Below are 19,992 nucleotides of genomic sequence, written 5' to 3' on the forward strand. Positions count from 1 at the left end.
ACGTTCGTTGGCAGCAATCGCACGGTGGTGCATGCGGCACCGCCTCGTGACCGTCCTGCTCTGGCTCGTCGCGTTCGGCGGGACCGCCGCTGCCGCAGCCGTCGCCGGACCGGCGTTCTCCAACGACTACGAGGTCCCCGGCACCGAGTCGAGCAAGGCCAACGCCCTCCTGCGCGACGGCTTCCACGGCCAGGGCGGCGACACCGACACCATCGTGTGGCGGACCCCTGACCATCAGAGCGCCCGCACGCCCGACGTCGAGCGGCGGATGACGCGGGCGCTCGACGCCGTCGCCGCGCTCCCCGGCGTCGGATCGGTCGCCGGCCCCTACGGCCCCGCCCCCGAGGACGCCGCCCGCATCAGCTCCGACGGGCGCACCGCCTACGCCGTCGTGACCTTCGACAAGCCGGCCGACTCCGTCCCCAAGGCCCAGGCGCAGGCGGTCGTCGACGCCGCGAAGAACGACGGGACCGAGCGGGACGGCCTCCAGGTCGAACTCGGCGGCCGCGCCATCGGCCTCACCGAGGCCCCCACCGCGCACCTCGCCGAGGTCATCGGAGTCGGCGTCGCGGCCCTGGTCCTCTTCCTCGCCTTCGGCTCGCTCGCCGCGAGCCTGCTGCCGATCGCGACCGCCCTGGTCAGCGTCGGCACCGCCTATTTCGGCATCACCCTGCTCGGGCACACGATGCCCGTCGCCGACTTCGCGCCGATGCTCGGCACCCTCGTCGGCCTCGGGGTCGGCATCGACTACGCACTGTTCATCGTCACCCGGCACCGCAAGGCCCTCCAACGGGGCCTGCCGGTGGCCGAGGCGGCCGAGAACGCCGTCGCCACCACCGGGCGGGCCGTCGTCTTCGCCGGAGCCACCGTCTGCATCGCGCTGCTCGGCATGCTCGTGCTCCGGCTGAACTTCCTGGGCGGGGTCGCGATCGCCGCCTCCGTCACCGTGGTCCTCACCGTGGCCGCCTCGGTCACCCTGCTGCCCGCCCTCCTCTCGTACATCGGCCCGCGCGCCCTCTCTCGCCGCGAGCGCCGCCGGCTCGCCGCCGAGGGCCCCCGGCCCGAGACGCCGACCGGCTTCGCCGCCCGCTGGTCCGCCTTCGTCGAACGCCACCCCAAGCTGCTCGGCCTCGCCGCCGCCGCGGTCATGGCGGTGCTGGCCCTGCCCACGCTCTCCCTGCACCTGGGCACCTCCGACCAGGGCAACAACCCGGCCACCGCGACCACCCGCAAGGCCTACGACCTGCTCGGCGAGGGCTTCGGCCCCGGCATGAACGGACCGCTCACCGTCGTCGCGCGCCTCGACGGGGCGGGCGACCGGGTCGCCGTGACCCGGCTGGCCGAGGAACTCCGTACGACCGAGGGCGTCGCCTCCGCCGGCCCGGCCGTCCTCAACCGGAGCGGGGACACCGCCGTCGTCACCGTCGTACCGGAGTCCGCCCCGCAGTCCCGGGCCACGAGCGACCTCGTCGACACGCTCCGCCGGGAGGTCATCCCCGGCTCCGACGACCGCCGCGCGATGGACATCCACGTCGGCGGCGTGACCGCCGGCTACGACGACTTCGCCGAGGTCATCGTCGGCAAGCTGCCGCTCTTCGTCGGCGTGGTCATCGCCCTCGGGTGCGTTCTGCTGCTGCTCGCCTTCCGGTCCATAGGCATCCCCGTCAAGGCGGCGGCGATGAACGTCGCCGCCGTCGCCTCCTCCTTCGGCGTCGTGGTCGCGATCTTCCAGTGGGGCTGGGGCAGCGAGCTGATGGGCCTGGGCAGCGCGGGCCCGATCGAGCCGTTCCTCCCCGTGATCATGGTGTCGGTCCTCTTCGGGCTGTCCATGGACTACCAGGTGTTCCTGGTCAGCCGGATGTACGAGGAGTGGCTGGAGACCGGGGACAACCGGCGGGCCGTCCGCGTCGGCCTCACCGAGACCAGCCGCGTGATCAACTCGGCGGCGGTCATCATGATCTCCGTCTTCCTGGCCTTCGTGCTCAGCGGCGACCGGATCATCGCCATGTTCGGCATCGCCCTCGCGGCGGCCGTGGCCCTCGACGCGTTCGTGCTGCGCACGCTGCTCGTCCCGGCGCTCATGCACCTGCTCGGCGGCGCGAACTGGTGGCTGCCGGCCTGGCTGGAGCGCCGGCTGCCCCGCATCAGCATCGAACCCCCGGAGTGCCGCCCGCATGCGACACTTCCGGCGCAGCGGACCGGCGCGGACCCCGCCACGAGCGAGGACGACGCCGCACCCGCGACAGCTTCCCGGTGACGCGGCAGACCGCCGCAGGAGACCCTTGGAGAGGGCCGCATGTTCTCGATAGACCTCGCCGACGACGCCCAGCTCTTCCCCGTGGAGGGCCGGCACGCCGAGGAGTTCCTGGCGCACATGGACCGCGGCCGGGAGTACATCGGTGAGCACATCGCCCTCGCCGACGTCGTGCCCGACCTCGACGGGGCGCGGGCCTTCATCGCCTCCTACGCGCAGAAGGCCGCCACCGACACCGGGCGCCTCTACGGCATCCGCCTCGACGGCACGCTCGTCGGCGGCGTCCTCTTCCGGACCTTCGACGCCGCCACAGGCACCTGCGAGGTCGGCTGCTGGCTGGAGCCGCCCGCGGCCGGCCGCGGCCTGGTCAGCCGGGCCTGCCGGGTCCTGATCGACTGGGCGTTCAACGAGCGCGGCATGCACCGCGTGGAGTGGCACGCCTCCTCCGCCAACAAGAAGAGCCTCGCCGTCGCCGAGCGCCTCGGGATGACCCGCGAGGGCGTCCTGCGCCAGACCCACCCGCACCGCGGCGTCCGCCAGGACACCGAGATCTGGGCGGTCCTCGCCGACGAGTGGCCCCCGGTTCGTCCCGCTTAGCCCAGGCCGGGAACGGGGCGCCGCCGGGCGGGTCCGACGGGCTCTCAGGAACCTCTCAGAAACGCCGCCTACGGTGCCCCGCATGGACACCACGAAGACCTCTGCCCCGCCCGCTCCCGAGGCGGACTCCGCCGAGCCCCAGACCCCCGCGCGCGCGGAGAAGGCCGACGGGAGCAAGCCGGCCGCCACCAAGGCCGACACGACGAAGGCCGAGGCCGACGTGAACACCGCGGCCACGGAAGCCGCCACCGAAGCCGCCGCGGAAGCCCCCGCCGGCCTCACCGGCGAGGCGGCCGACCTGTCCGGTGCCGACGACCTCGACGACCTCGATGACCTGGACGGGCTCGACGAGCCGGAGCAGCAGGTCGGCGGTGTCGGCGCCGCCGCCTCCGCGATTGTCGCCGCCGGTCTGGGCCTCGTCGCCCTCAGCGGCACCTGGGTCTCGCGCGTCATCGCCGAGCGCCAGACCCTCATCGGCCAGATCGAATCGGTCAACGCCACCACCACCGAGGCGAAGATCTCCGCCCTGTACGGCGACGCCTGGCACCTGACTGCCCTCGTCAACGGTGTCGTCTCCACCCTCGCCCTCCTCCTCGCCGTCTTCGTCCTGGCCCGCCCCGCCTTCGGCACCCCGGGCCGCGTCCTGCCGGTCTGGATCCGCTCCGTCGCCTGGGCCGCCGTCGCCCTCGGCGCCATCGGTGTCCTGCTCTTCGGCCTCATGTACTTCGACCTCCTCCTCGCCATGCCGAAGGCCGCCGCCTAGGCACTGCCTTAGTCCGCCTCAGGACCCCCCGACCCCGGACTAAGGCCCCCCGGCCGGCACAGATGCGGCATGCGCCCGATGTGCCGGCACCCCCTGGGAAGCGAATCTTGGATCACACCGAACGAGGTGCCCGAGAAACCCCACCAGGGAGAACGAGATGTTCGAGTACGAGATGGCCCACGCCCGCCACGCCGACCTGATCCGCGAGGCGGCCGAGTACCGCCAGGCCCGCGAGGCGCGCAAGGCGCACCGCGCCTCCTCGCGCGGCAAGGAACCCGAAGGGTCGGTGAGAGGGTCCCGGAGCCGCTTCGCCCGCGCCGCGTGACCCGCGACGCGATCCGCGTGAACTGACACGTGATGAGAAGCGCAGCGAAACCCAGTGCCGCCGGCCCGGACGCCTGTGCGATGCTCGGCGGCGTGGAAACCAGATCTGTCAGCCCGGTGTTCGTCGGCCGCGCCGACGAACTGGCCGTACTCACCGACGCCCTGACCCGCGCCGCCTGCCAAGAACCGCAGGCGCTGCTCATCGGGGGAGAGGCCGGCGTCGGCAAGACCCGCCTCACGGAGGAGTTCCTCGGCGAGGCGACCCGCCGCGGCGCGGTCGTCGCGGTCGGAGGCTGTGTGGAGATCGGGGCGGAGGGACTTCCCTTCGCCCCCTTTTCCACGGCCCTGCGCAGCCTGCGCCGCCAGCTCCCCGACGAGCTCGCCGACGCGGCCGCGGGCCAGGAGGACGAACTCGCCCGGATCCTCCCCGAACTCGGCGAGACCCTCCGGGGCCCGCACGACGAGGAGAGCACCGCCCGGCTCTTCGAGCTGACGGCCCGGTTGCTGGAGCGGCTCGCCGCCGAGCGCACTCTCGTGCTCGTCCTGGAGGACCTGCACTGGGCGGACACCTCCACCCGGCACCTGCTCGCCTACCTCTTCCGCGCCCTCGGCAGCGGCCGGCTCGTCGTCGTCGCCACCTACCGGGCGGACGATGTCCACCGCCGCCACCCGCTGCGCCCGCTCCTCGCCGAACTGGACCGGCTCCGCACCGTCCAGCGGATCGAACTGCCCCGCTTCAACCGGGCCGAGGTCCGCCGCCAGCTCGCCGGGATCCTCGCCGCGCAGCCCGACGAGGACTTCGTCGACTCCGTCTTCGACCGCTCCGACGGCAACGCCTTCTTCGTCGAGGAACTCGCCGCCTGCCGCGAGAGCGGCTGCCGCACCGGACTCACCGAATCCCTGCGCGACCTGCTGCTCGTCCGCGTCGAGGTCCTCCCGGACGCCGCCCAGCGCGTGGTGCGGATCGTCGCCGAGGGCGGATCCACCGTCGAGTACCCCCTGCTGCGCGCCGTCGCCGGACTCACCGAGGACGAACTGATCGACGCCCTGCGGGCCGCCGTCGGCGCCAACATCCTCCTCGCCACCCCCGACGGCGACGGCTACCGCTTCCGCCACTCCCTCGTCCGCGAGGCCGTCAGCGACGACCTGCTGCCCGGCGAACGCGCCCGCGTCAACCGCCGCTACGCCGAGGCCATGGAAGACGACGACGCCCTCGTCCGCGCCGAGGAGCGGGTCATCCGGCTGGCCAGCTACTGGTACTGCGCCAACGACCCCGCCAAGGCCCTGCCCGCCGTACTCGCCGCCTCGGTCACCGCCCGCCGCCGGCACGCCTACTCCGAGCAGCTGCGGCTGCTGGAACGGGCCCTGGACCTGTGGGACAGCACCCCCGAGGACGTCCGCGCGCGGCTGCGCCCGGCGGACTACACCGAGGTCTACCCGCCCTGCGGCTGCGACCCCGCCACCACCCCGCTCCAGCGGCTCGACATGCTCGCCGAGGCGACCGTCGCCGCCCGGTTCGGCGGAGAGCGCGAACGCGCCCTGAAGATGACCAAGACCGCGCTGCGGATGCTGGAGGACGGGCACGACCCGCTGCGCGAGGCCTGGTTCTGGACCGAGCGCTCCCGCCTGGTCTCCAGCCTCGCCCGCGGCGACGGCTGGGCGGAACTGGCCAAGGCCCAGGACCTCGTCCAGGGGCTGCCCCCGTCCCAGGTGCACGCCGACGTCCTCGTCCGGGCCGCGAGCTGGGGCATGCTGCACAACCCCGGCCCCGACAACCTGGCCGCCGCCGAACGCGCCGTCGAGTACGCGCGGATGGTCGGCGCCGAGGAGACCGAACTCAACGCCCGGATCACCCTCGGCACCCTGCGCACCGACTCCGGCGGCGCCGAAGCCGGTCTCGCCGAGATGCACGCGGTCAAGGAGCGGGCCACCACACTCGGGCTCGCCATGCTGGCAGGTCGTGCACATATCAACCTCTCCTCTCAGTTGGAAAGCATGGGCCGGTCCCGGGAAGCCGTGGAACTGGCCGAACAGGGAGCCGAGTTCGTCAGCCGGTCCCGGCTGCTGGACTCCGAGGCCTGGCTGCGCGGCAACATGGCGGAGAGCCTCTACGGCCTCGGCCGCTGGGACGAGGCGGCCCAGGCGGCCCGCCGCACCCTCGCCGTCGGCCAGAGCGCCGGCCCGCGCGGCTCCGCCGCCGCCCGGCTCGCCTACCTGGCCCTGGGCCGCGGCGAACTCGCGGAGGCGGCCGCCCAGCTCGCCGCCGCCCACGCCCACTTCGGCGACCACGACACCCAGCCCCAGCACCGCATACCGCTGTTCCGCCTGGCCGTCGGCATCGCGGCGGGGGAGGGGCGCTTCAGCGACGTCCGCACCGAGACGGCTGCGGCCATCGCCTACGGGTTCCCCCTCGGCCACCACCGTTACGTGTGGCCGCTGCTGCTCGCGGCCGCCTCCGCCGAAGCCGACTTCCGCGGTCTCCCGGTCGCCGACGCGGGCCGCGCCGACGCCCTCGGCGCGCTGCGCACCGCCGCCCGGACCCTGGCCACCCCGGTGCCGCTGTGGGCCGCGCACTCCGAGTACGTACGCGCCGAGCTGCTCCGGGCCGACGACCTGGACACCGTCGCCGACTGGACCGCCGTCGAGGCGGCCGTCCGCCCGCTGGAGCGCCCGTACCTGCTGGCCCGGGCCCGCCACCGGCTCGCCGAAGCCCTGCTGGCCGCCGGCTGCGACCGCGAGGACGCCGCCGACCTGCTCCGCGAGGCCTACGCCACCGCCGACCGGCTCGGCTCACGCCGGCTGCGCGAAGACCTGGCCCTGCTCGCCCGGCGCGCCCGCATCCCGCTCGCCCCCGACCGCCCCCACACCCCGCCCGCCCCGGACACCGACCCGGTCGAGGCCCTCGGCCTGACCAGCCGGGAACGGGACGTACTGCGCCTGGTCGCCGCCGGGAACACCAACCGCCAGATCGCCGAGGAACTGTTCATCTCCCCGAAGACTGCCAGCGTCCACGTCTCGAACATCCTGGCCAAGCTGGGCGTCGCCGGCCGCGGTGAGGCGGCCGCCCTCGCCCACCGGCTGCGGCTGTTCGTCCCCGTCTCCGGCTGACCCCCGCGCCCCCGCGCCCCACGCACGCCCCGGACAAGCGGCTACGCCACGGGCCGCTTGTCCACGCGTATGACCACCTTGCCCGACTCCAGGTCTATCGGGCCGCGCCCCGGATCCCCGTCGTTCACATCGATCCGGGACAGCTCCAGCCGCTTCTTCTCCTCGTCCGTGTGCTTACGGCCCGGATTGAACAGCTCCTCGATCATGTTGAACACCGCGCCCACCACGCCTTCCGTCCCCCACCGGGGCCCTGCCGGTTACCGCACCGTCAGTGTCAGGATCCTGTCGTCGCCCGATTGCGGCGACCCGCGCCCATCCGTCTCGCTCGTGACCAGCAGCAATCTGTCCCCGCCGAGGGAGATCACCGTGCGCAGCCGGCCGTACTTCCCCGTGAGGAAGGCCTCCGGCTCCGCCACCGGAACCGCCCCGGCCAGCGGGATCCGCCACAGCCGCTCGCCCTTCAGCCCGGCCATCCACACCGAACCCTGTGCCCAGGCGATCCCGCTCGGCGAGGCCTCGTCCGTCTTCCACACCGCGACCGGGTCCCGCAGACCCGGCTTGCCGGCCTTCCCCTCGGCTTCCGGCCAGCCGTAGTTGCCGCCGGGCTCGATCAGGTTGAGCTCGTCCCAGGTGTTCTGGCCGAACTCGGCCGCCCAGAGCCGCTTGTCCTTGTCCCAGGCCAGCCCCTGCACATTGCGGTGCCCGTACGAGTAGACGACTGAATCCGCCTCCGGGTTGCCGTGCACCGGCTGTCCGTCCGGGGTCATCCGCAAGATCTTGCCGCCCAGCGACTCCTTGTCCTGCGCGAGCCCGGTGTCGCCGGTCTCGCCCGTCCCCGCGTACAGCATCTTGTCCGGGCCGAACGCGATCCGGCCGCCGTTGTGGATCAGACCCTTGGGAATGCCCCGGAACACCGTGTCGGGCGCCCCGAGTTGCTGGCCGGGGTCCCGCTGCTCGTCGTACCGCATCCGGGCGATGCGGTTGTCGGACTCCGTCGTGAAGTACGCGTACACCATGCGGTCCGAGGCGAAGGCGGGGGACAGGGCCAGGCCCATGAGCCCGCCCTCGCCGCCCGGGGCGACCCCGGGCACCTTGCCGATCTGCGTCACCTCGCCGGTGGACACCCGGACCCTGCTGATCGTGCCCTTGTCCCGGGAGGCGACCAGCAGGTCCCCGTCCGGCAGGGGGGCCACGCCCCACGGGGACTCCAGGCCCTTGGCGACCTCGCCGGACACCGTCACCGAGCCCTTCGCCGGCGGCGCCGAGGCCTGCGGCGACCCGGAGGCTCTCGCCGAGGGCGACGCCGACGCCTTCGGCGGCGAGCTGCCGGCCGCCGCCCCCGCGCCGCCGCTCGCCGGGGAACACCCGGCCGCCAGCAGGGCGCCGCACCCCGCCAGCGCGGCCGCGGTCACGGCGCCCCGACCCCGCGCGCCCCGCCCCTCGTACCGCTGCGGTCCGCGCTCCCGCCCGGACGACTCCTCGTACGAGTCCTCGTACGTCTTTCCGCGCGACTTCCCGTACGTCCGTCCGTATCGCATCGCCCTGCTCCCCTCCGGTCCTCCGATCCTGCCCTTCGTCCATCTCAACAGCTCCGGCAGTTCCCGAAGTTCCGTCACTCGTACACTCGATCGAGTGGTTGCCGGGTCGTCCGCGGCCCGGCCCCGCCGTGCCTCAGTCCCAGGCTCCCACCGCCGCCGGCAGCGCCGCGATCTCGGCCAGGTCCCCCGCCGTCAGCCGGACCTCCGCCGCCCGCGCGTTCTCCGCCGCCCAGCGCGCCCGCTCGGCCCCCGGCACCGGCACCACGTGCGGCCCCTGCGCCAGCACCCAGGCCAGCGCCACCTGCGCCGCCGTCACCGGCACCCCGGCCACCTCGCCGTGCCGCAGCGCCACCCGCCGCAGCCCCGCCACCAACTGCTGGTTCGCCGCCATCGCGTACGCCGTGAACCGCGGATGCCGGGCCCGCACGTCCTGCGACTCGAAGCCCTCCCCGGGCGTGAGCGTCCCGGTCAGGAACCCGCTGCCCAGCGGCATCGCCGCCAGCACCCCCACCCCCCGCGCCGCACACCACGGCAGCAGCTGCCACGCGGCCTCCGGCGACCACACCGACAGCTCCGCCTGCACCGCCGTCACCGGGAACACCTGCTGGGCCCGCTCCAGGTGCCGCAAGGTCGCCCCGTAGGCCCGGTCCCCGCGCCGCCCGGCCCCCGGTCCGGCCCCCGCGCCGAGCGCGCAGAACCCCAGCGCCCGGACCTTCCCCGCGCCCACCAGCTCCGCCATGGCGCCCCAGGTCTCCTCGACCGGGACATCGGGATCCACCCGGTGCAGTTGGTACAGGTCGATCACATCGGTCCGCAGCCGCCGCAGCGAGGCGTCGCAGGCCCGCCGCACATAGCCCGGCCGCCCGTCGGCCACCACGTGCTGTTCCCCGGCCCGCAGTCCGACCTTGGCCGACACGAAGGCATCGGCCCGGCGTTCCCGCAGCACCCGTCCCACGACCAGCTCATTGGTGAACGGCCCGTACACGTCCGCCGTGTCCAGCAGGTTCGCCCCCAGGTCCAGGGCCGTGTGCACCGTGCGCAGCGACTCCTCGCCCCGCCTCCGCGAAGGCGCGTACGCCCAGCTCATCGGCATGCAGCCGAGCCCGATGGCACCCACCCTCAGCGGCCCCGCCCCGATCGACCTGCGCTCCACCCGTGCGTCCCCCTCCCGGCCCCCGTGAACACGGCCCCGGCGAACAAACTAACGGCTTGATCCACATCCCTTGGCATAGCCTCCGGATCATGACCACCACGACCGGGGACGTCTGGCTCCCCTTCCCCGCCGACGAGATCGACGGCCTCCCCGACACCTTCCGCTACCACCAGTGGGACGGTGAGGACGCGTTCCCCGCCGACCCCGGCCCCTGCGTCTTCTACGTCACCCCGTACATGAAGTCCTCCGAGGTCACCCTGCGCCCGCTGGCGTCGATGCCCGACGTCCGGGTGATCCAGACACTGACCGCCGGCGTCGACCACGTCCTCGGCGGCCTCGGCGAACTGCGTCCCGGCGTACGGCTGTGCAACGCGCGCGGCGTCCACGACGCAAGCACCGCCGAGCTCGCCCTCACCCTGCTCCTCGCCTCGCTGCGCGGCATCCCCGGCATGGTCCGCGGCCAAGACCGCGAGGACTGGCGCGGCGGCTTCTACGAGGCGCTCGCCGACAAGTCCGTGCTGATCGTCGGCTACGGATCGGTCGGCGCGGCCGTCGAGGACCGGCTGCTGCCCTTCGAGTGCGAGCGGATCACCCGCGTCGCCCGGACGGCGCGGGAGGGCGCACGCGGGCCGGTGCACGCCCTGGCCGACCTGCCGGGGCTCCTCCCGGACGCCGACGTGGTGATCCTGTGCACGCCGCTGACCGAGGCCACCCGGGGCCTGGCGGGCGCGGAGTTCCTGGCCCGCATGAAGGACGGCGCCCTGTTGGTGAACGTCGCGCGCGGCCCGGTCGTGGAGACCAAGGCGCTGCTCGCGGAGCTGGAGTCGGGCCGGCTGCGCGCGGCGCTCGACGTCACCGACCCGGAACCGCTGCCCGCCGGGCACCCGCTCTGGCATGCTCCGAACGTCCTGATCACGCCGCACGTGGGCGGGAGCAGCACCGCCTTCGAGCCGCGCGCGAAGCGGCTGATCGCCCGACAGCTCACCCGGTTCGCCGCCGGCGAGCCCGTCGAGAACACGGTGCTGATCACGGAGTGACGGATGATGCGCACGCTCCGCATTCATCCAAGTGCGCACCGTGTCCACAACTCCCTTCGTGGTCACGGAGAGTAGAGAACCTATGTCCCTGAGTGACGAAAGTGGTGTATCGTCCGGAACAAGGGGCTGCGGCGCGTTCGTATGGCGCTGGGGAGTGATCGGACACTTTGGGGGGCGACGGGCGATGCACGGCCAATGGGCGAAGGATCCGATGCGGCAGAGCCGCCGCAGGCGACGATGGAGTGCGCCGAAACAAGCCAGCGAGGGGGGCCGGTGAACGCCCCGCGGGCGGCGCTCCTGACCCGGCCGCCCGCCGAGAACACCGGCCGGGGCCTCGCGGCGCAACTGCTCCTCGCACTCATCAGCGGCGGCTACGCCGTCGGAGCCGCCCTCGGCTGGGGCTCGGAAGAAATCGCCGAGATCATGGGCGACTTCGGACTCAGCGCGGCGGGGATACTCGCAGCGGTCTCCTGCTACTCCTACGCCCGGTCCATCGACCGGCGCGAGCGCCCCGCCTGGCTCCTCTTCGCGTTCTCCTCCCTCATGGGAGCCTGCGGCAACGCGGTCTGGGGCTGGTACGAGGTGATCCTCGGCGAACCGGTGCCGAAACCCTCGGTCGCCGACTTCGCCTTCCTCTGCTTCGCACCGCCCGCCATCGTGGGCCTGCTCGTCCTCGCCAAACGCCCGGTGACGCGCGCCGGGTGGGTGTGCCTCGGCCTCGACTCCTGGCTCATCGGCGGCTCGCTGCTCACCCTTTCCTGGAGCCTGGCCCTCGCCAACGCGGCGCGGACCGCCCAGTCCGGCGCCACCGGCAGCGTGCCGAGCGCCGCGCTCTCCCTCGCGTACCCGCTGCTGGACATCGCGCTCGTCTCGATGGTCCTGGTCCTGCACTTCCGGCGCTCCGAGGCCAACCGCTCCGCCGTCAACACCGCCATCGCGGCGCTGGCCCTGACCGTGCTCAGTGACGCCCTGTTCACCTCGCCGCTGCTCAGCGACGGCTACCAGTCCGGACAGCTGCTCGACGCCGGCTGGTTCGCCGGCTCGCTGCTGCTCGCGTACGCGCCGTGGGGCGCCCGGCGGCTGCACCCGTTGCCCCCCGCCGCCCCGCACCCGCACCCGGAGCGGCCGCACAGCCGGCCCATCACCGGCTCGCTGCCCGCCCTCACCCCGTACCTCGCGGCCGCCGTCTGCACCCTCGGGATCCTCTACAACGTCGTCGACGGCCGGAAGGTCGACCGGATGGTCGTCTTCACGGGGTGCACCGTGGTGCTCGCCCTCGTCATCCGGCAGGGCATCATGCTGCTCGACAACATCGCGCTGACCCAGGAACTGGCCCAGAAGGAGAACCACTTCCGCTCCCTGGTCCAGGGCTCCAGCGACGTCATCATGATCGCCGCGCCCACCGGAACCCTGCGCTACGTCAGCCCCGCCGCCGCCGGGGTCTACGGCCGCGAGGCGGAGGAGCTGGTCGGCACCGAGCTCGCCACCCTGATCCACCCGGACGACCTCGGCCGCGTGGTGCACGAGGTGCGCCGGTTCCTCGCCGCGCCGCCCACCGAGGAGCCGACCACCCGCATCGAGTGCCGGTTCAAGTCGGGCGGCGGCGAGTGGTTGAACGTGGAGTCCACGGTCAACCGCCACCAGGGCGGCCTCATCCTCAACAGCCGGGACGTCACCGAACGCGTCCGCCTCCAGGCACAGCTCCAGCACAGCGCCGAGCACGATCCGCTGACGGACCTGCCCAACCGGGCCCTGTTCACCCGCCGCGTCCGCCAGGCCCTGACCGGCCGCCGGGCCGGCGACCACAGCACCGCGGTCCTCTTCATCGACCTCGACGGGTTCAAGGCGGTCAACGACAGCATCGGCCACCAGGCGGGCGACGAGCTGCTCGTCGAGGCCGCCCGCCGCCTCCAGGACTCGGTCCGGGCCGGGGACACCGCCGCCCGCCTCGGCGGGGACGAGTTCGCCGCGCTGATCCTGGGCGACGGCAGCCGCGACCGCAGCGCGCGCGAGTACCAGGTCCACGAGATCGCCGACCGGCTGCGTACCACCCTCTCCCAGCCGTACCGGATCGCGGGCAGTGAAGTACGGGTCGCCGCCAGCATCGGCGTGGCCTTCGCCGACCCCGGCATCACCCCTTCGGACCTGATGCGCAACGCGGACCTCGCGATGTACCGGGCCAAGGCGGGCGGCAAGGATCGCGTCGAGCTGTACGCGCCGCAGATGCAGGCCGAGGTCGTGCGCAAGGCCGAGCTGGCGGGGCGGCTGCGCACCGCGCTGCACGAGGGGGAATTCGCCCTGCTGCACCAGCCCGTTGTCTCCCTGGCCACCGGCCAGGTGACGGCGGTGGCCGCGCAGGCCCGCTGGCGCTCGGCGCAGGGGATCTTGTTCACCCCGGCGGAGTTCCTCCGGGTGGCCGAATACAGCGAGGGCCCCTCGGGCGCGGGGCGCGAACCCGGCGGCCCGGGCGGCATGGGCGGCCCGGCCGGGGCGGCCGGCGCGGGACCGGACGCCACGCGCGCCGCCGAGCTGGCGCGCTGGATGCTGGACGAGGCCGTGGGTCATGCCGCCGAGCGGCACCGGGCCGGGCACGACGTCCCGGTGGCCGTCCGGATGACCGCCCAGCGGCTGCTGGACCGCGCCGTGCCGACGGCCTCGGTGGAGGCCCTGCTGGGCCGGCACGGGCTGCCGTCGGGGGCCCTGGTGATCGAGCTGGCGGACAGCGACCCCAGAGTGCCCTTCGACGAGCTGGAGCGCCGCCTGGCGGCCTTGCGCAGGCTCGGCGTACTGATCGCCCTGGACGGCTTCGGCAGCGGCTACGCGGCCATCAGCGCCCTGCGCAGGCTCCCGGTGGACATCCTCAAGCTGGACCGGGGCCTGGTCGAAGGCGTGGTCGAATCCGCCCGCCTCCACAAGATCACCGCCGGATTGTTGCGGATCGCAAACGACCTCGGCATGCAGTCGGTGGCCGACGGGGTGGATCTCCCCGAACAGGTGATGGCCCTGCGGGCGATGGGGTGCACCCATGGACAGGGTCTGGCCTTCTCCGGACCTCTCGACGAGTACAGGCTGCGCCGCGCGCTCGTGAGGGGTACGTTCCCAGTACCGGGCGGGGCGGCCCAACCCGCCTTGGCCGGTGGTTCTCCCGGGGGATCGATGGCCATCCACAGAGGCTCACATAATGAGACGCCCGTCCCACCCACTTGACATCCACCTCCCGCCGGAGGGAGGGTCAGTGCCATGCGCACCCGAATTCTCGTACTTGGAAAGCGCGTCGGCTGAGGCTGGGACCTGCATGTCCCCGCTCCACAACACCGACGCGCTCCCCTCGCTTGCCTCCTGGCACGAGGGGTTTTTTGTTGCACTGGCACACCGCAGAAACCTCGCAGAACGCGCAGAACCCTCAGCTTCACACCCTCAGCTTCGAGAAGAGAATGCCGATGACCGAGCAGGCCACCGGGGCCCACCATCCGCAGCCGCGGCCCCGTTCCGGCGGACAGCAGTCCACCGCAGTTGAGCACGTCACGGGTGCGCAGTCCCTCATCCGCTCTCTCGAAGAGGTGGGGTGCGACACCGTCTTCGGCATTCCGGGCGGCGCCATCCTCCCCGCGTACGACCCGATGATGGACAGCAAGAAGGTCCGTCACATCCTGGTCCGCCACGAGCAGGGTGCCGGCCACGCGGCCACCGGATACGCCCAGGCGACGGGCAGGGTCGGCGTCTGTATGGCCACCTCCGGCCCCGGCGCCACCAACCTGGTCACCCCGATCGCCGACGCCCACATGGACTCCGTCCCGCTCGTCGCGATCACCGGCCAGGTCTCCTCCAAGGCGATCGGCACCGACGCCTTCCAGGAGGCGGACATCGTCGGCATCACGATGCCGATCACCAAGCACAACTTCCTGGTCACCAAGGCCGAGGACATCCCGCGCACGATCGCCGAGGCGTTCCACATCGCCTCCACCGGCCGCCCCGGCCCGGTCCTGGTCGACATCGCCAAGGACGCCCTCCAGGCGAAGACCACCTTCAGCTGGCCCCCGTCCCAGGACCTCCCCGGTTACCGCCCGGTCACCAAGCCGCACGCCAAGCAGATCCGCGAGGCCGCCAAGCTCATCTGCCAGGCCAAGCGCCCGGTCCTGTACGTCGGCGGCGGCGTCATGAAGTCCGGCGCGACCGCCGAGCTGAAGGTCCTCGCCGAGCTGACCGGCGTCCCGGTCACCACCACCCTGATGGCGCTCGGCTCGTTCCCCGACAGCCACCCGCTGCACGTGGGCATGCCGGGCATGCACGGCGCGGTCACCGCCGTCACCGCCCTGCAGAAGTCCGACCTGCTGATCGCGCTCGGCACCCGCTTCGATGACCGCGTCACCGGCAAGCTCGACAGCTTCGCCCCGTTCGCCAAGATCATCCACGCGGACATCGACCCCGCCGAGATCGGCAAGAACCGCGCGGTCGACGTCCCGATCGTCGGCGACGCCCGCGAGGTCATCGCCGACCTGATCCAGGCCGTCCAGGCGGAGCACACCGAGGGCCACGCCGGCGACTACACCGCCTGGTGGAACGACCTCAACCGCTGGCGCGACACCTACCCGCTGGGCTACGACCTGCCCGACGACGGCATGCTGTCGCCCCAGCAGGTCATCGAGCGCATCGGGCAGCTGGCGCCGCAGGGCACCATCTACGCGGCCGGCGTCGGCCAGCACCAGATGTGGGCCTCGCACTTCGTCAACTACGAGGAGCCCCGCACCTGGCTGAACTCCGGCGGCGCCGGAACCATGGGCTACGCGGTCCCCGCCGCGATGGGCGCCAAGGTCGGCCAGCCGGACCGCACGGTCTGGGCGATCGACGGCGACGGCTGCTTCCAGATGACCAATCAGGAACTCGTCACCTGCGCGCTGAACAACATCCCGATCAAGGTCGCGATCATCAACAACGGTGCGCTGGGCATGGTCCGCCAGTGGCAGACCCTGTTCTACAACCAGCGGTACTCCAACACCGTGCTGCACGCGGACGAGACCGGCCACGACACCGTCGGCTCCCAGCTCGGCGAGTCCGTCGCCCCCCGCAAGGGCACCCGCGTCCCTGACTTCGTCAAGCTGTCCGAGGCGATGGGCTGCGTGGCCCTGCGCTGCGAGGACCCGGCCGACCTGGACAAGGTCATCGCCGAGGCCAACGCCATCAACGACCGTACGGTGGTCGTCGACTTCATCGTCCACGAGGACGCCATGGTGTGGCCGATGGTCGCCGCCGGCACCTCCAACGACGAGGTCATGGCAGCCCGGGGCGTCCGTCCCGACTTCGGCGACAACGAAGACGACTGAGCCGAGAGAGCCGAGAGAGAGAACGCCCCACATGTCCAAGCACACGCTCTCCGTCCTGGTCGAGAACACGCCCGGCATCCTCGCCCGGATCGCCGCGCTGTTCTCCCGCCGCGGGTTCAACATCGACTCCCTCGCGGTCGGCGTCACCGAGCACCCCGACATCTCGCGCATCACCATCGTCGTGAACGTCGAGGACCTCCCGCTGGAGCAGGTGACCAAGCAGCTCAACAAGCTGGTCAACGTGCTCAAGATCGTCGAGCTGGAGCCGCACAACGCGATCGAGCGCGAACTCGTTCTGGTGAAGGTCCGCGCCGACAACGAGACCCGCTCGCAGGTCATCGAGATCGTCCAGCTGTTCCGCGCCAAGACGGTCGACGTCTCCCCGGAGGCCGTCACCATCGAGGCCACCGGCGGCGCCGACAAGCTCGGCGCCATGCTCAAGATGCTGGAGCCCTTCGGCATCAAGGAGCTCGTGCAGTCCGGCACGATCGCCATAGGGCGTGGCGGCCGGTCCATCACGGACCGCAGCCTGCGCGCGCTCGACCGCAGCGCCTGACCCACCACCGGTCCCACCTCTCGCATGGCGAGACCGGCAAACTTCGATTCCGTTCCCCGCCGTACGGTGGGAGCAACACCAGCGCACCAAGGAGATATCCCAGTGGCCGAGCTGTTCTACGAGAACGACGCCGACCTGTCCATCATCCAGGGCCGCAAGGTCGCGGTCATCGGTTACGGCAGCCAGGGCCACGCCCACGCGCTGTCGCTCCGTGACTCCGGCGTCGACGTCGTCGTCGGCCTGAAGGAGGGCTCGAAGTCCAAGGCCAAGGCCGAGGAGCAGGGCCTGAAGGTCGTCTCGGTGTCCGAGGCCGCGGCCTGGGCGAACGTCATCATGATCCTGACCCCGGACCCGCTCCAGGCCGAGATCTACGAGGAGTCCATCAAGGACCACCTCCAGGAGGGCGACGCGCTCTTCTTCGGCCACGGCTTCAACGTCCGCTACGGCTTCATCAAGCCCCCGGCCAACGTGGACGTCGCCCTCGTCGCCCCGAAGGGCCCGGGCCACCTGGTGCGCCGTCAGTACGAGGAAGGCCGCGGCGTGCCCTGCATCGCCGCCGTCGAGCAGGACTTCACCGGCTCCGCCTTCGCGCTCGCGCTCTCGTACGCGGCCGGCATCGGCGGCACCCGCGCCGGCGTCATCAAGACCACCTTCACCGAGGAGACCGAGACCGACCTGTTCGGTGAGCAGGCCGTCCTGTGCGGTGGCGCCTCCGCGCTGGTCAAGGCCGGTTTCGAGACCCTGACCGAGGCCGGCTACCAGCCGGAGATCGCGTACTTCGAGTGCCTGCACGAGCTGAAGCTCATCGTGGACCTCATGTACGAGGGCGGCCTGGAGAAGATGCGCTGGTCGGTCTCCGAGACCGCCGAGTGGGGCGACTACATCACCGGCCCCCGCATCATCACCGACGCCACCAAGGCCGAGATGAAGCAGGTCCTCGCGGAGATCCAGAGCGGCGAGTTCGCCAACACCTGGATGGCCGAGTACAAGGCCGGTCTGCCGAAGTACAACGAGTACAAGAAGGCCGACGAGGCCCACCTGCTGGAGACCACCGGCAAGAAGCTGCGCAAGCTGATGAGCTGGGTCGACAGCGACGAGAGCTGATCCGTGAGCGGCGGGGCCGGGACGAGAACTCCCGGCCCCGCGGCGCATGACAGGCCGGATCGGACAGCTCCCACCACTGCCTTGTCCACCCTGGCCAACCCCGGACGGGTGATCCTTCCGGACAGGCGGAATTCCGCACGGGATCCGCTACTACACTGCTCAACACAACGCGTCAGGCCCACAGTGTCGTGCGTCTTCCACGCGGCTACCCCCTCCACCGCCTGCGGCCGTCGGGACGGCCGTCCGCACTGGACTTGTGAGGATGACCCACGTGAGCTCGAAACCTGTCGTACTCATCGCCGAAGAGCTGTCGCCTGCCACCGTCGAGGCGCTCGGCCCGGACTTCGAGATCCGGCACTGCAACGGCGCCGACCGCGCCGAGCTGCTCCCCGCGATCGAGGACGTCGACGCGATCCTGGTCCGCTCCGCGACCAAGGTCGACGCCGAGGCCATCGCCGCCGCCAAGAAGCTGAAGGTCGTCGCCCGCGCCGGTGTCGGTCTCGATAACGTCGACGTCTCGTCCGCCACCAAGGCCGGCGTGATGGTCGTGAACGCCCCGACCTCCAACATCGTCACCGCCGCCGAGCTCGCCTGCGGCCTGCTCGTCGCCACCGCCCGCAACATCCCGCAGGCCAACACCGCCCTGAAGAACGGCGAGTGGAAGCGGAACAAGTACACGGGTGTCGAGCTCAGCGAGAAGACCCTCGGCGTCGTCGGCCTCGGCCGCATCGGCGTCCTGGTCGCCCAGCGCATGTCGGCCTTCGGCATGAAGGTCGTCGCGTACGACCCCTACGTACAGCCCGCGCGCGCCGCCCAGATGGGCGTCAAGATGCTGACGCTGGACGAACTGCTGGAGGTCGCCGACTTCATCACGGTGCACCTGCCCAAGACCCCCGAGACCCTCGGTCTCATCGGGGACGAGGCCCTGCACAAGGTGAAGCCGTCCGTCCGCATCGTCAACGCCGCCCGCGGCGGGATCGTGGACGAGGCCGCGCTGTACACGGCCATCAAGGAGGGCCGCGTCGCCGGCGCCGGTCTCGACGTGTACGCGAAGGAGCCCTGCACGGACTCCCCGCTCTTCGAGCTCGACCAGGTCGTCTGCACCCCGCACCTCGGCGCGTCCACGGACGAGGCCCAGGAGAAGGCCGGTGTCTCGGTCGCCAAGTCGGTGCGCCTCGCGCTCGCCGGTGAGCTCGTGCCCGACGCGGTCAACGTCCAGGGCGGCGTCATCGCCGAGGACGTCCGTCCCGGCCTGCCGCTCGCCGAGAAGCTCGGTCGCATCTTCACCGCCCTCGCGGGCGAGGTCGCGGTCCGCCTCGACGTCGAGGTCTGCGGCGAGATCACCCAGCACGACGTCAAGGTGCTCGAACTCTCCGCGCTCAAGGGCGTCTTCGAGGACGTCGTCGACGAGACGGTCTCCTACGTCAACGCCCCGCTGTTCGCGCAGGAGCGCGGCGTCGAGGTCCGCCTGACGACCAGCTCGGAGTCCCCGGACCACCGCAACGTGGTGACCGTCCGCGGCACCCTGTCGGACGGCCAGGAGGTGTCGGTCTCCGGCACGCTCGCGGGCCCGAAGCACCTTCAGAAGATCGTGGGCATCGGCGAGTACGACCTCGACCTGGCGCTCGCCGAGCAGATGATCGTCCTGCGCTACGCCGACCGCCCGGGCGTCGTCGGCACCGTCGGCCGCATCCTCGGCGAGGCCGGCCTGAACATCGCGGGCATGCAGGTCGCCCGCGCCGAGGAGGGCGGCGAGGCGCTCGGCGTCCTCACCGTCGACGCCGAGGTCCCGGTGGGCGTCCTCGCGGACATCGCCGCCGAGATCGGCGCCGTCTCGGCGCGCAGCGTCAGCCTCGGCTGACGGAGGGAAGTACGGCGAAGGGCCCGGGGTACAGGGCGAATTCCAGGGGTCGTTGCAACACGTGATCACCGACGTGTGGTGGCGAGCAGTTTAGACAGGCGCTCGGCTGGGGTTTCCCGGCCGAGCGTCTTGCGTGGGCGGCTGTTGAGTTCGGCAGCGACTGCGTCGAGGTGGTCCCGGGTGTGGCCGGACGGGCTGCTGCCCTAGAGACTGCCGGATTCGCGACCAGCGTACGGGCCCCTGTCTCTCGCCCCATGGCAGCTCCAGCCCAAAGCAGCTCCCGCCGACCTCATCTGGCCCGTGTGCGATCGTCACGCCTCCTAGGTACGTTGGGCCGTCAGCCGAGGGAGAACGCTCGCGAGGGAGTCGCCCCGCA

At 72.1% G+C, this 19,992-nt stretch carries 14 protein-coding genes; 11 read left to right on the forward strand and 3 right to left on the reverse strand.

Annotated elements, in window-relative coordinates; translation table 11 throughout:
• Window positions 1-7: 7 nt before the first annotated feature.
• The 5 genes from OG982_RS21685 to OG982_RS31000 all read left to right on the forward strand — a co-directional run bounded on the left by OG982_RS21685 (window position 8) and on the right by OG982_RS31000 (window position 7,046).
• Window positions 8-2,257: an MMPL family transporter gene (locus OG982_RS21685; RefSeq protein ID WP_266784244.1), complete on the forward strand. Its 2,250-nt coding sequence runs from the start codon at window positions 8-10 to the stop codon at window positions 2,255-2,257.
• Between the two features lie 39 nt (window positions 2,258-2,296).
• A complete protein-coding gene (locus OG982_RS21690; protein ID WP_266784242.1) occupies window positions 2,297-2,851 on the forward strand; it encodes a GNAT family N-acetyltransferase in 555 nt (184 codons plus the stop codon).
• Between the two features lie 82 nt (window positions 2,852-2,933).
• A complete protein-coding gene (locus OG982_RS21695) occupies window positions 2,934-3,614 on the forward strand; it encodes a hypothetical protein (protein WP_266784240.1) in 681 nt (226 codons plus the stop codon).
• 157 nt (window positions 3,615-3,771) lie between these two features.
• Window positions 3,772-3,939: a hypothetical protein gene (locus tag OG982_RS21700; protein WP_266784238.1), complete on the forward strand. Its 168-nt coding sequence runs from the start codon at window positions 3,772-3,774 to the stop codon at window positions 3,937-3,939.
• A gap of 80 nt (window positions 3,940-4,019) precedes the next feature.
• Entirely contained in the window at window positions 4,020-7,046 is a 3,027-nt protein-coding gene (locus OG982_RS31000; RefSeq protein ID WP_323139298.1) for an AAA family ATPase, read from the forward strand.
• A gap of 41 nt (window positions 7,047-7,087) precedes the next feature.
• Here the strand turns inward: OG982_RS31000 and OG982_RS21715 are convergent, their stop codons facing one another.
• The 3 genes from OG982_RS21715 to OG982_RS21725 all read right to left on the reverse strand — a co-directional run bounded on the left by OG982_RS21715 (window position 7,088) and on the right by OG982_RS21725 (window position 9,737).
• A complete protein-coding gene (locus tag OG982_RS21715) occupies window positions 7,088-7,261 on the reverse strand; it encodes a DUF6191 domain-containing protein (RefSeq protein ID WP_266784236.1) in 174 nt (57 codons plus the stop codon).
• 42 nt (window positions 7,262-7,303) lie between these two features.
• Window positions 7,304-8,584: a sorbosone dehydrogenase family protein gene (locus OG982_RS21720; RefSeq protein WP_266784234.1), complete on the reverse strand. Its 1,281-nt coding sequence runs from the start codon at window positions 8,582-8,584 to the stop codon at window positions 7,304-7,306.
• A 133-nt stretch (window positions 8,585-8,717) separates the two neighbouring features.
• A complete protein-coding gene (locus tag OG982_RS21725) occupies window positions 8,718-9,737 on the reverse strand; it encodes an aldo/keto reductase (RefSeq protein WP_266784232.1) in 1,020 nt (339 codons plus the stop codon).
• Between the two features lie 89 nt (window positions 9,738-9,826).
• On the opposite strand from OG982_RS21725, the gene OG982_RS21730 reads away from it, so the two are divergent.
• From OG982_RS21730 to serA, 6 genes are all read left to right on the forward strand, one after another.
• The gene (locus OG982_RS21730) at window positions 9,827-10,774 is read left to right on the forward strand and encodes a 2-hydroxyacid dehydrogenase (RefSeq protein WP_266784230.1); all 948 of its coding nucleotides are present in this window, start codon (window positions 9,827-9,829) and stop codon (window positions 10,772-10,774) included.
• A gap of 237 nt (window positions 10,775-11,011) precedes the next feature.
• Window positions 11,012-13,981, forward strand: coding sequence for a bifunctional diguanylate cyclase/phosphodiesterase (locus OG982_RS21735; RefSeq protein ID WP_266791794.1), 2,970 nt, complete (start codon window positions 11,012-11,014; stop codon window positions 13,979-13,981).
• A 227-nt stretch (window positions 13,982-14,208) separates the two neighbouring features.
• Window positions 14,209-16,095 carry an acetolactate synthase large subunit gene (locus tag OG982_RS21740; protein ID WP_266784228.1) on the forward strand — a complete coding sequence of 629 codons (1,887 nt, stop codon included), beginning with the start codon at window positions 14,209-14,211 and terminating at the stop codon, window positions 16,093-16,095.
• Window positions 16,096-16,126: 31 nt separating this feature from the next.
• Window positions 16,127-16,651 carry an acetolactate synthase small subunit gene (gene ilvN / locus OG982_RS21745; protein ID WP_266784226.1) on the forward strand — a complete coding sequence of 175 codons (525 nt, stop codon included), beginning with the start codon at window positions 16,127-16,129 and terminating at the stop codon, window positions 16,649-16,651.
• A 102-nt stretch (window positions 16,652-16,753) separates the two neighbouring features.
• Window positions 16,754-17,755: a ketol-acid reductoisomerase gene (gene ilvC, locus OG982_RS21750; RefSeq protein WP_266784224.1), complete on the forward strand. Its 1,002-nt coding sequence runs from the start codon at window positions 16,754-16,756 to the stop codon at window positions 17,753-17,755.
• Between the two features lie 271 nt (window positions 17,756-18,026).
• Window positions 18,027-19,616, forward strand: coding sequence for a phosphoglycerate dehydrogenase (gene serA / locus OG982_RS21755; RefSeq protein ID WP_266784222.1), 1,590 nt, complete (start codon window positions 18,027-18,029; stop codon window positions 19,614-19,616).
• The last annotated feature ends 376 nt before the right edge of the window (window positions 19,617-19,992 follow it).

Origin of the sequence: Streptomyces sp. NBC_01551 (assembly GCF_026339935.1) — a bacterium.
In the GTDB taxonomy this organism is placed as follows: domain Bacteria; phylum Actinomycetota; class Actinomycetes; order Streptomycetales; family Streptomycetaceae; genus Streptomyces.

Excerpts from the sequence above, each read along its gene's own strand:
- OG982_RS21690 (WP_266784242.1), top strand. The coding sequence starts at position 2,297 with ATGTTCTCGATAGACCTCGCCGACGACGCCCAGCTCTTCCCCGTGGAG.
- OG982_RS21695 (WP_266784240.1), top strand. The coding sequence starts at position 2,934 with ATGGACACCACGAAGACCTCTGCCCCGCCCGCTCCCGAGGCGGACTCC.
- OG982_RS21700 (WP_266784238.1), top strand. The coding sequence starts at position 3,772 with ATGTTCGAGTACGAGATGGCCCACGCCCGCCACGCCGACCTGATCCGC.
- OG982_RS31000 (WP_323139298.1), top strand. The coding sequence starts at position 4,020 with ATGCTCGGCGGCGTGGAAACCAGATCTGTCAGCCCGGTGTTCGTCGGC.
- OG982_RS21720 (WP_266784234.1), bottom strand. The coding sequence starts at position 8,584 with ATGCGATACGGACGGACGTACGGGAAGTCGCGCGGAAAGACGTACGAG.
- OG982_RS21730 (WP_266784230.1), top strand. The coding sequence starts at position 9,827 with ATGACCACCACGACCGGGGACGTCTGGCTCCCCTTCCCCGCCGACGAG.
- OG982_RS21735 (WP_266791794.1), top strand. The coding sequence starts at position 11,012 with ATGGAGTGCGCCGAAACAAGCCAGCGAGGGGGGCCGGTGAACGCCCCG.
- OG982_RS21740 (WP_266784228.1), top strand. The coding sequence starts at position 14,209 with ATGCCGATGACCGAGCAGGCCACCGGGGCCCACCATCCGCAGCCGCGG.
- ilvN (WP_266784226.1), top strand. The coding sequence starts at position 16,127 with ATGTCCAAGCACACGCTCTCCGTCCTGGTCGAGAACACGCCCGGCATC.